This is a genomic window from Sphingomonas sp. PP-CE-1A-559 (assembly GCF_004340965.1).
In the GTDB taxonomy this organism is placed as follows: domain Bacteria; phylum Pseudomonadota; class Alphaproteobacteria; order Sphingomonadales; family Sphingomonadaceae; genus Sphingomonas.
In genome coordinates this window covers 22,843-35,748 of sequence record NZ_SLYA01000017.1, presented here as the reverse complement: position 1 = coordinate 35,748, position 12,906 = coordinate 22,843, and the positions used below count along the sequence as shown (strand labels likewise).

General features: G+C 61.1%; 11 protein-coding genes and 1 pseudogene. 6 read left to right on the top strand and 6 right to left on the bottom strand.

From position 1 onward, the window contains the following. Positions 1-921: LysR family transcriptional regulator (locus C8J42_RS19260; protein ID WP_207897189.1), on the top strand; the 921-nt coding region annotated here is incomplete at its 5' end. A 181-nt stretch (positions 922-1,102) separates the two neighbouring features. Here C8J42_RS19260 and C8J42_RS19255 read toward each other — a convergent pair. From C8J42_RS19255 to C8J42_RS19240, 4 genes are all read right to left on the bottom strand, one after another. Then, positions 1,103-1,567, bottom strand: coding sequence for an NUDIX domain-containing protein (locus tag C8J42_RS19255; protein WP_133021424.1), 465 nt, complete (start codon positions 1,565-1,567; stop codon positions 1,103-1,105). Between the two features lie 88 nt (positions 1,568-1,655). After that, on the bottom strand, positions 1,656-3,977 hold the full coding sequence (locus tag C8J42_RS19250) for a TonB-dependent receptor (protein ID WP_243644627.1): 2,322 nt from the start codon (positions 3,975-3,977) through the stop codon (positions 1,656-1,658). Positions 3,978-4,555: 578 nt separating this feature from the next. Next, positions 4,556-4,879 carry a hypothetical protein gene (locus C8J42_RS19245; RefSeq protein ID WP_133021423.1) on the bottom strand — a complete coding sequence of 108 codons (324 nt, stop codon included), beginning with the start codon at positions 4,877-4,879 and terminating at the stop codon, positions 4,556-4,558. A 24-nt stretch (positions 4,880-4,903) separates the two neighbouring features. Further along, positions 4,904-6,322 (bottom strand): insulinase family protein, encoded by a 1,419-nt coding sequence (locus C8J42_RS19240; protein WP_165895572.1) that lies wholly within the window; start codon positions 6,320-6,322, stop codon positions 4,904-4,906. A gap of 410 nt (positions 6,323-6,732) precedes the next feature. Here C8J42_RS19240 and C8J42_RS20260 point away from each other — a divergent pair, with 410 nt between their 5' ends. Further along, on the top strand, positions 6,733-6,870 hold the full coding sequence (locus C8J42_RS20260; RefSeq protein ID WP_165895571.1) for a hypothetical protein: 138 nt from the start codon (positions 6,733-6,735) through the stop codon (positions 6,868-6,870). A 216-nt stretch (positions 6,871-7,086) separates the two neighbouring features. Here C8J42_RS20260 and C8J42_RS19235 read toward each other — a convergent pair whose 3' ends face one another. Together C8J42_RS19235 and C8J42_RS19230 are read right to left on the bottom strand one after the other, a co-directional pair. Continuing rightward, entirely contained in the window at positions 7,087-7,365 is a 279-nt protein-coding gene (locus C8J42_RS19235) for a hypothetical protein (RefSeq protein WP_133021421.1), read from the bottom strand. A gap of 400 nt (positions 7,366-7,765) precedes the next feature. After that, on the bottom strand, positions 7,766-9,154 hold the full coding sequence (locus C8J42_RS19230; RefSeq protein WP_133021420.1) for a hypothetical protein: 1,389 nt from the start codon (positions 9,152-9,154) through the stop codon (positions 7,766-7,768). Between the two features lie 683 nt (positions 9,155-9,837). Here C8J42_RS19230 and C8J42_RS19220 point away from each other — a divergent pair. The 4 genes and pseudogenes from C8J42_RS19220 to C8J42_RS19205 all read left to right on the top strand — a co-directional run bounded on the left by C8J42_RS19220 (position 9,838) and on the right by C8J42_RS19205 (position 12,798). Beyond that, positions 9,838-10,749 (top strand): DUF6615 family protein, encoded by a 912-nt coding sequence (locus C8J42_RS19220; RefSeq protein ID WP_133021419.1) that lies wholly within the window; start codon positions 9,838-9,840, stop codon positions 10,747-10,749. 173 nt (positions 10,750-10,922) lie between these two features. Beyond that, the gene (locus C8J42_RS19215) at positions 10,923-11,216 is read left to right on the top strand and encodes a hypothetical protein (protein WP_133021418.1); all 294 of its coding nucleotides are present in this window, start codon (positions 10,923-10,925) and stop codon (positions 11,214-11,216) included. A gap of 212 nt (positions 11,217-11,428) precedes the next feature. Beyond that, complete coding sequence (locus tag C8J42_RS19210) at positions 11,429-11,647, top strand: hypothetical protein (protein ID WP_133021417.1); 219 nt, start codon at positions 11,429-11,431, stop codon at positions 11,645-11,647. A gap of 118 nt (positions 11,648-11,765) precedes the next feature. Further along, positions 11,766-12,798: pseudogene (locus C8J42_RS19205) on the top strand (potassium channel family protein). Positions 12,799-12,906: the final 108 nt, after the last annotated feature.

The window sequence follows — 12,906 nt, the reverse complement described above, 5'->3', positions numbered from 1 at the left end:
AGTATGCGTGGCGCAGAGTTTGCTGAACTGATGGCCTTCATGGCCATCGCGGATGAGCGAAGTTTTCGAGGTGCTGCCCTGAGGCTGAACATTTCACCCTCGGCGCTGAGTCACAGCATGCGATCGCTCGAGCAGCGTCTGGGCGCCCGTCTCCTCCACCGTACGACCCGCAGCGTCGCGCCAACCGAGGCGGGGCAAGCCTTGTTGGAGCGTCTGAAACCGTCGGTCGCCGAGGTTGAAGATGCGGTGCGTGATGTCGCGGCTTTTCAGCAGCAGCCACGCGGGCTCGTGCGGATCAACATGCCGCGAATTGCGGCACAATTGATCGTCATGCCAAAACTCGCGGCCTTTCGCGCCGCCTATCCCGACATCCGGCTCGATCTCGTGATCGACGATAGCATCATCGATGTGATTGGCAGAGGCTTCGATTTCGGGATCCGGTCAGGCTCGATCGTTCAGCAGGACATGATCTCGGTGCCCCTCACCCCGGACCTCCGCATGGCTGTCGTGGCGTCGCCGGTCTATTTCGCTGAGCGGCCGCCACCGCAGTCGCCCGCCGAGCTAAACGGTCATGCCTGCCTAACGTACCGCTGGTACGAAACGGGTGCCCTGCATCCTTGGCACTTCGATGGCCCCAAGGGGCCAGTGGACGTGATTGTCGACAGCGTCATGACCGCAAACGATACCGACCTCCTGCTCGAAGGCGCCTTGCGGGGTTGCGGCGTCGCACTTTTAGTCGAAAGCAGGGTCGAGAAGCATATTGCGGACGGATCGCTTCAACGCGTGTTGATGGACTGGTGCAGGCCGTTCCCGGGTTTCCAACTTTACTACCCGAGCAGACGCCACATGCCTGCCGCCATGCGGACCTTCATTGAGTGGATGAAGCTGTCTGATGGCGTCGCAAGTCCACTAGCGGTTTGAAAAAGGCAGACCCTCGCTAGCCGCAGGTGGCATCACCGATTATCAGTCGCCGAGCAACTAAGCGACTACGAGACCCACAACCGGTCATTCCCAAGCGAATATTGACCTCCCAACTTCCGCCATTCGTTCATGTCCGCTGCGACCTGAAGCCAGTCTTTACGGCGATAGCGTAACTGACCAATCACCGCGGGGCCGCGGTCCACTCCCCGGTTTCGATGAGCATGTAGCATAGATTTTCAGGCCAGACCTGTTCGGCGGTTACCTCAAGTTCCGCTTGGCTCCACCACCGGTGGACGGACATCACGGTATGCTCCATCTTGGTCCAGTTGGCGGTCGACACGGTACTTTGATGGACCCGAACAACGTAATATCGCTCGTCGGCCTCAACTATCTCGCCAGAAGGTAGTACAAAGGATGCGAGCCGCTGTGCGACTTGGCGGCCCGCTGTTTCGACCACGACACCTGTTTCCTCAAACAGCTCACGGATAGCCGCCTGCTCAAAGGCCTCCCCTTCGGCAAGGCCGCCCCCGGGCGTAGCCCAGAAGGTTTGCCCGATCAGGGCGCCCTTCTTATGCTCGAAGCGAAACAGCAAAACGCGATCGTCTGGATCAAGAACCAACAATCGGGAGGACGGTCGTCGAAGCACATTGTGCTCTAAAGCCGCAGGAACCGATCCGGCAAGCTAGAGCCGCGTCAAATACCCACCGTTTGCAGTAATCCACGAGGCTCACGTCTCAGAAGAGCTTGCGCAGACCGAGCCGGACGGAGCGACCTAACGGATCGATGTACGCGGCTTGGAAACGGTTTGGGACGCGGTCGAGCCGATCGCGCACGTTGATCCGATTGTTCAACAGGTTCTCGACCGTGAACTGCAGCATCATGGCTTTTGCCCAGGGACGTTTAACGATCTGGTCGACCTTGAGAGATGCGTAGGGCACGAGCCACGTCCGGCCCGAAAACCGAAGGTCCGACGCCGCCAGGTCGCTGCGAATTCGGGTCGGCCCCTGCAACCGGCCATACAGCCCGATGTTCGCAGCCCCGAGCGATCCGCTCAGGTTCAGTTCGGTTTCCCAGCGAGGGCGCCCGCCGGTGCCGGTCAGCGTGTCGCCATCCAGCAGGTCCAGCGCCGGTAGATCGCTTCGCAACGACAGGCGATCGTCGAGCCGCCACGTCGTGGTCATCGACACATAGATTTGCGGCCTGGGCTTGGGTGCGGCTGGCGGCGGGCTGTCCTTCGCGGCGGTACCGACGGGCGGCGTCGGCGGCCGGGGGGTACGACCGATCGGCGTCGACAGGCTGAGCGTAACCTGCATCTTCTTTTCGCGTTCGCGCGCGATGTTGACCGGCCTCAGGTCGGCACTGACGAGTTGGCCTGCGGCATTGCGCTGAAACGCATCGGCAAACGCGGTCTGGAATGCGGCGGTGGCGCTGCCCAACGTCGCCGTCTGATTGCCGATGCGCGTTTCGAGATAATTGGCGGTAAGCCGCAGATCCTTTGCCTTGATCGGCGATACGGCCACGCCCAGCGTGACAATCCGTCGACGTTCCGGGGCCAAGGCAAGATTGCCACCGGCGATCGTCGTGACGAGCACGCTGGTGCCGGTGGTGAAGTCGAAAAAGGGCGTGTTCGGCGTGGTGACCGTCGGATTGGTCAACAGCGCGATCGCCGGCGGGGTCTGCGCTTCGTTGACCGACGCGATCAGCTGGATCGGTCGCACCGGCGACCATGTCAGACCGTAGTTGGAACTGACCAGCCGACCGTAATCGGATACGTCCGACACACCGATCATGCCGTTGACCGACAGTTGCCCGAGGAACGCGAGCACGTCCTGATTGGCGGAGGCGATCGGAAGATCCGCGTTGACGCTTGCCCCTTTCGTCGTGCGCGTGAGGTCCAGCGTCGATTGCTGCAAACCCGGCAGGCTCCCCGAACTGCTCGACCGTGCGTAATCGCCCGCCAGCGTGACCTGCGCGTCGCCGGCCGGCAGCTTGACCAGCGGACCGTTCGCGACCGCCTTCGTCAGCAAGGTGCCGGTCACAGTCCGGCTTCGATAGTCCTGACGCAGCGCGGCCGCTTCGGGGGGCAACATTGCCAGCGGATCACCGCCCGCATCGATCGAGGCCTGCAAGTCGTCGATCGGGACGCCTTGTTGCGAACGTGCAAGCCCCCGCACCCGGTCGTAGCTGGTGGTGACGTTCCACCCCCAGCGCCGGATACTGCCCTGTACCAGACCCGAACCGTGCAAAGTCAGGCTAGTGTTCCGCTGCCGGAGCACCGCGTCGGGCAGATAGCGGTAGAGCAGAACATCGTCAGCAAAGGGCAGCACGCCGCTCCCTCCCGGTACCGTGAGCAGGGCGGGCGCCAAGCCGTTCAAGCCAGTGTTCCTTTGCGCCTCCATCGACAAGTTAAGCGACCCGCTCATCGACTTGCCGATCGGCGCCGCGACGGTGCCGTCGACAGAGATCCTGTCGTTCCGCTGCTGGAGCGAGCGATAGCGCCCGACATCGGTAACCGCAGGCACCCCTGCGCCGGCGACGTATCCCGCCAAAGTTCGCCGACTTGCCGGGTCGTTCGGCACCGCGGCGATCGTAACCGGGTTACCGACCAGAGCATCGAGCGCTGGATCGATACTCCCCCCGCCTACCCCCGTGATGTTGCCGCCAAGCGCATACAGCGTGTCCGGATCGGGCCCGATCGCCCGTTCGCTTTGTAGAATCGGGTTGAGCCTCAGATGCGACATCGTCAGCGTTGCGCGGCGCGGGCCGTCGATGCGGGCGGCGGTTACCTCGACATAGTTCGTCTCACCGCCGCCTTCCGTCGTGGTGCCGGTGGCCTGCTGGTACGTGACCGCACGAAACTTCTTTTTGGTGATGAAGTTCATTACGCGAACGGTGGCAGGAAAACCGAACCGTGCAGCCTCGGACTCAGGCAAGACCTCGATCTTCTCCATCGCCTCCTGCGGCAGGCTGTAGAGCTCGTTCATACTCGACATCCGTCGGCCATTGAGCAGATAGACCGGATCCCCGCCACTTGCGGACGTCGTGAGCGTTTTCAAGCGTTCGAGCAAAGTCTTCAGATCGGTCGCGCCCAGCGCCTGGATCGCCGCCTGGTCCAGGGTCGCAGTCGGATCTACAGCACCAACCGCGCTACCGGCGGTCCGTTGACCCGTGATGACGATGTCGTCCTTGCCGGACGACGGTGCCTCCGGAGGTATCTCCTGAGCCGTTCCCGCCCCGGGACATGCCGCCCCCCCTGCCAGAAAGGCGAGTGCCGTCCGATAAGCAAGATTCTGTAGCCGGCACCTTATGAGTCGGGAATCACGAAGGCTGTGGTATTCGATCATCGTCACGGTCTCGCGAATGGGCTGTTCAGAGTAGAGCGAGCCATCGTGTTCGGAATGCGGCGCTTTCAGGAAACAGGAAGGGTATGAGCAGACTTTGGTTCGTTCTCGATGCATTAGCGGGCGAGATGGTCTTCCATTTGGCCTTTTATGTCATCTGATCGAAGCACCGTGGAGACACGTCTCGGCGGACGCACCACCGCCATAGCCAAGATCGTTCTGCAGTTTTCGACGGCAGATACGGTTCAGTTTGAACCGCAGTCGAACACGGGATTTTCCCGCAACCAGGAATATCAGAAACGCCATTTGAATGTCACAGCCGCTGCCGGGGTCGTAGCAATGGAACTCTTTTGCTGAATGACGTGGATGGTCGTCTCGGCGTTTAACGGCCCTTTGAATTCGGCATTGAGGGGCTTGGCAGCAAATCCGCTTACGTCACCCAGCCAGATGTCCATCCCCTTTGGAGCGCACACGATGATCTCGTCCGACTGCCCTCGGTCCAGGCACGTCGGTTCTCTGGGGCGCACCTTGGCAAGGTCAAAACCGACGACGTTTGGAACGACCGTCACGGGCCCGGTCTGCGACGCGAGCGCAGCGATGATGAGGACGATGGCCATCCGTGTCTCCCTGTTCCGGCTCGGTTAGTGCCGCAGTGGGCGGCAGGCGGCCCCCAACGATGCTGCATCGAGCGCGGTCCGTATCGCCTGACGGGGGTCCACGACCCGGGCGAGCTCCGGTGCTTCGACCCGGACATGTTCGTGGCCGCTTTGCCATTGCCGACGCCACCAGGCACTCCCGGTGCTCGCATCGATCGTCGGCAACCAGATCCGAGCACGCCGCAGCAAAGCGCTCGGTGCGATCAGTTCCTTGTCCGCGGCGATGGCGTGAGATAGATCCTTTGCCAGCTCGACGTTCTTGGCGTGGCCCATGTCTCCGGTAATTTGCTCGAGCTCCTGGATCAGGTCACGCCTCGCCCTGTACCATTCGTCCGCAGAGAAGCCCGTCGTACCCAGTCCGCATGCGGTACGTTTGAGGGCGACCAGTGCGGGCTGCCATGCGTCGCCCGTGAAGTTGTCCCACAGCATGATAAGCCGGTGGCCTTGCTCGCCATTCTCGATGAACATTCCGACCTTTCCGGACGGACTGCCTGGCTGAGCTCTTGCCAGTCGATTGTTGACCGCGCGGATCGCCAGCCTGTCCATAAGCTCGGCGTTCATCTGCGATCTTTTGGGGCCGCGTGACGAAAGTGTCGGCATTGCCACGGTGATCAGCGCTGTCCTGCGCCCCTGCGGCAGAGCCGAGAAACTGATCGGCGCGATGCGATCGTAACGCAAGCGCGGAACAGGGACGTGGACGACCGGCGACCCGATGCTTTTCCAACTTCCGAAACGTTGGGTGATAAGAGCCTTCGCGGTGGTCGGATCGACGTTTCCGACGATCACGACCATCATGTTTTCTGGTCGGTACAGGCGGCGGTATAGGGCGCGGATCGTTTCCACGCTCGCTGTCGGTACGTCGTCAGAATTCTGCCCATCGATCACGTCGGTCGGAGATCCAGGTGCTACGTCCGCGATGTAATCGGCGTAGATCACGTTGCCGGGCTTCCTGCCAGCCATCTCGCGCATCACGTCCGCACGCTGGTCGTCCACTGCATCGGACCTGAACGTGAGATCGGTCGCGACCTCGCGGAACAGACGCAGCAATGTGTCTAAGTCGGCCGTCCGCGTCGTCTTGGTCGACACGAAGTAATTGGTCTCGCGCCAGCTCGTCGTACCGGCGGAAGGTGCGGGGAAAGTCAGCGGCAAACCGATCTTCGGCAGATAATGCAGATCGTTCGGCGCGTTTAACGTTGGACTGACGAATACGAGATGCTCGATGAGGTGTGTCAACCCGCGCTCGCCCGGCCGCTGCTCCTCGATGAAGCCGCCTTCGTTTCGCAGGAGCAGGCCTATGCCAGGTTCGTCTCCCTGCCTCGGGAGGATCGCATAGCGTACACCGTTCGGAAGACGCCCACTAACTACAGGCGCCCAATCAACTTTCTGTGCAGCGTTCGATTTCACAGCGGTTGTCGCGGTACGATGCCCGTCGCCCGCATGTATGGCGGACCCGCTGGAGGATAGGGCAACGACGCCTAGTCGTAGAAGTCCGCTCGCGAATACTCTGACGCGCAACTTCCAGCCTCCTACCGACGTCCGGCCTGCCTTCCTTCGCCGGCCCGGAACGAACTCGGCGGATCATCCAAGGTCTTTAAGGCGACAAGGTGGCAGATCGCGCGAGGCTTCCGGACAGGACCTTGCGTCAGCGGATACCCATTCTCAGACGTCCAACGCAACAGCACCGCTGCCCATAAGCAGACAACCATCCATCTCGTCTTCCGATGCTATCATTCCGTAAGAACAAGTCAGGAACCAATCTACTAATAGACAGTTTTCCAAATGCATCACAAGATGGTGTCTGATGGAGCCAAACGATGGCGAAGAACGAACATACGAGCGAAAAGGCTGGCAAGGCCGCCTCGAAGGTCCTGAAGGACGGACGAACCGGGAAGGACTCAAAAACAGCTGCTGGATCTGCTTTATCTCAGCGCCCCGACAAGAAAAAGAAGTGACCGGTGGGGCCGGTCGGTACCGGCCCTACTCATCACCACGTCGACCCATTTCCATTTAACCGACGGGTCCTTTCCGCTTCACACCTTTGGCCATTCATTCGTCTGTCCAGAGACCACATTCACGACAGTGATCCGCCGCTGGGAAGGCGGAAAGGGGAAGGAAAGCAGTCGGTCCGGTAAAATAGCTGAGACCCGTTACTGGACCTACATTTGCTACTAGTTGATGCCCCACATCGTAGCCCAGTTGCGGGCAAGCTCGATCATAAATAGGTGCAAGGCGGCTAAACGACGATCTACCTCGGAACTTGGTACACCGTTCCATACAGCGTGATCATAATTATCGCGGACCGTCTTAAGATCATCACCCGCTTGAAAGCGCTCCGAGATATAAAGCGTCTCGAGCAAGTCCGTGGGCCGTTCACGCTCGCTAGTTTTCGCCAAGCCGTACTTGACGAGATACTCGGACATTATGCCATCATTGGATGTGCTGACCATGCCGGTCCCCTTTCATATTGCCACATGGGTAGGCAGTGATGCGTCGGCTAGAGGGCTGCTCGTTTCGGGAAATGTGATGAACGAAGATCACCAATCGGAAACGGGGTTAAAACCCGTGAACGTCTAGGTTTGGGCGAACACGCCCTGCCCTTCGGCCTCCGGCCAGACCCACAATACGACATTCAGCGGTGCTTTCGCGGCTCCCAACTTCAGACATCTGTTCATCTCGGCGAAACGTGCCGTTTAGCGGCCGCGAGGCTGGCAGCGATGGGCTGAAATTGGGACTTACCCGTCATTCCTCCTGCAATGGTAGACGGCCGCTTCCGACGGAAGCCGACGTTCATGATCTCGACCGTGCGGGCGGTATAAACGGGCAAGACTCGCCGATCTCAACCCGCAGTTACGGACGACCTTCTGGCAACGCGGGCATTTCAATCGCTGCGCGATGGCACCGCAAAATTGAGCACTTCGCTCGTATAGAACTCAACGACCTCACTGAACCCGCGTCGTCGAGCACGCGGTAGAAGTGGCGGCAGATGCCGCCGTGATGAGGCACCTGGATCACCGAGAGGTCGCGGAGATGGTGGACCATGTGCGGATAGTAGCGCCGCACGCTGTCGGACCCCACGGCGAAGCCGTCGAAGCCTGTATCGCCCGTGATGAGCACGCCCTGCTCGTCGTGATCGAAGCGGACCACGTAGCTCAGCTGGTTGCTGTCGGTCAGATCCTTCAACCGCTCGTAGGGATGAAGCCGGGTCATCGCGAGGATGCCGACCGGCAGGATATCCCGTCTCTCGGCGACCAGCCTCTCGGTCGGTCCCAATAGCGTGAGCCGAGGTCCGGGTCCTCGGACTGACCTGCGGTCGAACCGACCGCTCGCCCCGTCGAAGCCGAATTCGATCGGCTGACCTTCCTCGCACCAGATCTGCCGCCGCCTGATCCCAGGACGTGCTCGCAGCGCCTCGACGAGACGGATCAGCGCCCCCGCATTTATCGCGTCCGTGCAAACCGCGTTGCGGATCGATGCCACCGCCATTTCGAGGAGAGGCCCTTCCGCGGGGCCTCGCGTCGCGAACCGCAGCCGCTCCATCGGCCCCACGTCACGACGCGACAGATGCCTGACATACCGCGCATGCGTGGCGAGCGCCCCCGTCTCAAGGACGTCCCCGCCGGAGAGATGCTCGACACCGGACACGGCAAGCCTGCGTCGGGCGGCGCCTCTGACCCTGCGGAACCGCGTCAGACCGAGCGCCTCGTCGCGGCCTCTGAGATCGCGGAAGGAATCTGCGTCCGGCTCGTCCGTTCCGCTGCTTAGCTCGAATATCTGCTCGAACTCGTCCAAGTGATCGAGCGTGGCCGCTTTGTCCCGCAGATAGGTGCCGAACGCTTCACGCCCTCCCTCGGCAGCGAAGCGCGTCGCGAGCGTGTCCTCATCCTTCGGCGCACGACCCGTCACGTCCGTGGGCCCCGACCCCGACAGCGTGTCGTCGGCGACCGGTGGAAGCCAGATCTCCCGCACCGGTATGGTCACGCCCCTGCCGACCAGCTCGGTGAGACCGTCGAGATGGTCCTCGTCATAATGGGTCCCAATCACGAGGTCGAGCGGCTGGGCGGGCCCCACCGCCCCTCCGACGGGTCCGAGCGCCGCGGCGACCTCGTCCGCGACGCGGATGCCCGCGCCGGCGTCTCCTCCGTCGATCAGCACCCTAACGGTCCGATCACTACGACGGAATTCGAGCAGCATCGCGGCGCCGAGGCCGACGGAATACATGGTGATCTTGATCGACATGCCCCCGTCATACCGTCGAAGATCCCCAGCGTCATCCGGGCGGCGGTTCATGTCCTCAGGCTGCTTAATACCTCGCGATCCGCGGTTACGTCGCAGACCCGAACCCCCGGCCGAAACGCCTCAGCCAAAATCTCCAGCTTCTCTGCTTCCGACCATCGGCGCCGGCCTGACACCTCGCTGACCACCTTCAAGCTTCCCGAGACGGGATGCACTGAATGCCGCTTCGTTGGCAAACGGTCGACTTGAGGCACCCTGCTGACAATCCGCTTCGGGGGAGCCAACCGGCAGCTCCTGTCAGGAAAAGACGTTCGCGGTGGCTAATCAAGCGACCGGGTTTGGTCGTTAGCTGCCGCGGCCGAACTACCAAGGGCAGACCCATAAGCCGTCATTGTAGACCGCCATTGTCGCGTCCTACAACCTGCCGTTTATTCATCGACTAGAGCCGCTCGCCTCGAAATCCGACACGCCGGTCAGAACGGCTCGAATAGCGACCTTCTGGGATGTCGGCTTTAGCAACGAGCCGGAGAAGGGCGACATTCGCGTTCGCCTACTTGCTCTCGACGAGCAAAGTAGTGAAGTTGCCGATTGTGATCAGTCTCTATTTCGCCATCACCGAACCCGAACCCGATCGTGACCGGCTGGCGGCACGGTTCGCACTCTATCGGGCGGCGAACTGAGGCGCGATGGCTATCGCGCCGATCTTCGCGTCGTCCTGCGATCTTGCCCAACGCCTGCCCGTCATGATCGCGGAGTTTCTCGACATCGAGCAGAAGCTCAAACGCCGCTTCCGCGAAGACAGCGTTACCGACATTTTAGTCGCTTCGCTGCTGTCGCTACCGGGGAACAGCGTTGTTGTTTTGACCCCGCCGGAATCGAAAACCGGCGGCGATTTCGATTTGGTGGTAGTGGATCCACTTTCAGGCGATGCTGTCCAGTTTCGCATCCAAGCCAAGCGGCTCACGCCGCACAAGCATAACTGGGAGATCGGCTCGTATGCCGAACTGGCCCATCCGCATAACAGCGGCGCGCAATCGCAGACCCTGCTACGCGGCCTGGGAAAGGAGGCGATCACCACCATTCCGCTCTACGCCTTTTACAATCCCGCGCATGTCGGCACTGCGTCGGGCGGAACCGTTTCTGGTATTGAGCTCGCCAGTGCCTGGGAAATCCGCGAACGGATCAAGGCGATCGTCAAGGTGAAGCCCAAGCGCCTCCCGTACAAGCGTATCGGCTCACTCCAGCCCCTGTTCTTTCCGCTCTCAACTATCCTGTGCACACCTGCCACCAGGCCACGTGACTCCGATATTCCAAAACCGGCGGATGCCCGCCAGGCCGTGGTGGACGCGATCGAGGCGCGGTCAGGCCTTGCCGGCTTCGGCCAGACGCTGGCGCTCCCCGAAGTGACGGCGAGGGCGCTTCCGCGCGCGAGCGCTACGGCAGACAGGGAGGGGCGGCAAAGACAGCGGTCAGCGTTGGGAAGTGACGACCGGCGCGACGGGTTGCCTGCCATCATCCGCCGCGCCGTCGAACGGCGCAGCGAACGCATCATTACCGCCCGAGTCAAACGGCCCAAGGTGGTGCTGATCGCCGACTGACTGCGCAAATGTTCAAGGTTTTGGTTGCCGGTTGCCGCTACGACTTTGCGACGCCCAAAGTGACCTCCCCCGCGCCCCCGGAGCGGACACTCGTTCACCTCGATCTTAGTTCACCCGCCGCTTGAGTGCTTCGCTCGGCAAGCCTACCCTATGGTCTGAGAGGACGCTGCATGATGAGAACACGGTTCAACAGGAAGATCGTGCCGCGAAGCGATAGCACTGGCAGCTTCTTCAGCGACGAGCCGATCACAGGCAACATCGTCCAAGGGTTCTTCAATAGCTTCTTCGAAAACGAAGATAGCGCAGCGAAGCTAGCGGCGTATCTTGGAGATGACCTAATCGAGATGGAGCCCTATGACAATCCGTCGGCTGGAAACGGCATGGGACACAGCGGCATTTTCGTGCGGTCCCGCACCGAACACCATCTAATCGATGAGATCAAAGCCTTCGTCGCGACACTGGATTGATCTGGGCGCCAGCATCTTCAGTTGTCTCGACCCACTTGCTGACATTCAGACTGCCCTTTTCGTCTCCTAACTTCGGCCATTCTTTCATCTCGCTCGAAGCAAAATTCGGCCATGCTATCAGATGACGCGAGTTGATGCCGCACCCCCAGGGCTCAGCGGTTCGTTACCGACCGCGTGGCAATCCGGCCGTCAGAGGCAAAATGAGAAATGACATGCGATTTGTTCAGATCGAGATACTGCCGCAGGGCAAGGCGCTGGTGGATATCGACAAGCTGACCCATGCGGTGCCCGAAGGTAACGGGTCACGGTTGTTCATTGGCGCGCAACACCTCGACGTACCTCATTCATTAGCGGAATTCGAAAACGTCCTCGCCGGTCGCGAGTGGACCGATGATGGCGAAAGCAGCACTGCGGGGTTCGGCGTCCGGTAGGCCGACACGACGTCTGACACTCATGCACGTTTGACCCATTGGCCTTGGCTCGCAACCGCGATGCTCAAACGTGATCGGCAACCCTTCCGGTCGATCGGTACGGCGCGTAGACCAAGCTATGACCCGTCCGCATAGACGCAGCTTTACCCTAAGACGGCGTGGCAGAACGCCGGTCTGGCTCAGGCTGTTATGGCGGGTGGGACTTGCCTCCGCGCTCATAGCTATCGCGCTATTCGGTCACTGGTTCGACCGTGATGGGCTGCGCGACAACATCGACGGCGCGATCAGCTTCCTCGATGTGCTCTACTTCACGATGATCACGGTCACTACCGTCGGCTATGGCGACATCGTGCCCGTGACCACCCAGGCGCGCATGTTCGACACGTTCGTCGTCACACCGGTCAGGCTCTTTGTATGAATCATCTTTCTGGGGACGGCGTATGACTTCCTGCTCAAAAATGTTTGGGACAAGTGGCGCATGACCATCATCCAGCGTCATCTCCATGGTCACGTCGTCGTCGCCGGGTACGGCACCAGTGGCGCCGAAGCCGTCGACGAGCTCGTCAAGCGTGGTGCTGATCCCGAGACTATCGTTGTCATCGACGATCGGACTGTAGCTCGACGCCGCTGAAGCGCGGGGCACAACCGTCATGCAGGGCGACGCGACGCGCAATGCGGCGCTGGAAGCCGCACAGCTCGCTCGTGCGCGTGCGATGATCGTCGCGGCCGGGCGAGACGACACATCAATCCTGATTGTCCTGACCGCGCGAAGACTGGCCCCACGCGTGCCCATTAGCGTCGTCATAAAGTCGCACGACAACGAAGCGATCGCACGGCAGGCCAGGGCCGACACCGTGATCAATCCCGCAAGCCTTGCCGGGGTGCTGTTGGCAGGATCGACCCACGGCGCTCATATCGCGTCATATCTGGTCGATCTCGCTGCGGCCGACGGTCAGGTCGTCTTACACGAACGAGCGATAACCTCGGCAGAGGTGGGCATCCCCTTGTCGGAGATCCGCACCGGCCTCGGTCACCGGATCTACCGGGGCAATCGAAGCTTTGGGTTCTGGGAGGCAGAAACGCAGCGGCTCGAACCGGGCGATCTTATCGTTGAGGCCGTGCGGCGGGTTCATGCCGAACCCGCCACTTAAGCAACATTTTGTAACGGATTATCGGGGAAGCCACCGACGTTAGCCTGCAGGCCGCTTTGAGCCTGAAAGAACGATGGAAACACAACTAAAGCGCTGCGTTCACGTGTA

What these genes read in the sequence shown, in the direction of transcription:
- C8J42_RS19245 (WP_133021423.1), bottom strand. Translation starts at nt 4,879, where the DNA reads ATGGCCATCGTCCTCATCATCGCTGCGCTCGCGTCGCAGACCGGGCCC.
- C8J42_RS19235 (WP_133021421.1), bottom strand. Translation starts at nt 7,365, where the DNA reads ATGGTCAGCACATCCAATGATGGCATAATGTCCGAGTATCTCGTCAAG.
- C8J42_RS19230 (WP_133021420.1), bottom strand. Translation starts at nt 9,154, where the DNA reads ATGTCGATCAAGATCACCATGTATTCCGTCGGCCTCGGCGCCGCGATG.
- C8J42_RS19210 (WP_133021417.1), top strand. Translation starts at nt 11,429, where the DNA reads ATGCGATTTGTTCAGATCGAGATACTGCCGCAGGGCAAGGCGCTGGTG.
- C8J42_RS19215 (WP_133021418.1), top strand. Translation starts at nt 10,923, where the DNA reads ATGAGAACACGGTTCAACAGGAAGATCGTGCCGCGAAGCGATAGCACT.
- C8J42_RS19220 (WP_133021419.1), top strand. Translation starts at nt 9,838, where the DNA reads ATGGCTATCGCGCCGATCTTCGCGTCGTCCTGCGATCTTGCCCAACGC.
- C8J42_RS20260 (WP_165895571.1), top strand. Translation starts at nt 6,733, where the DNA reads ATGGCGAAGAACGAACATACGAGCGAAAAGGCTGGCAAGGCCGCCTCG.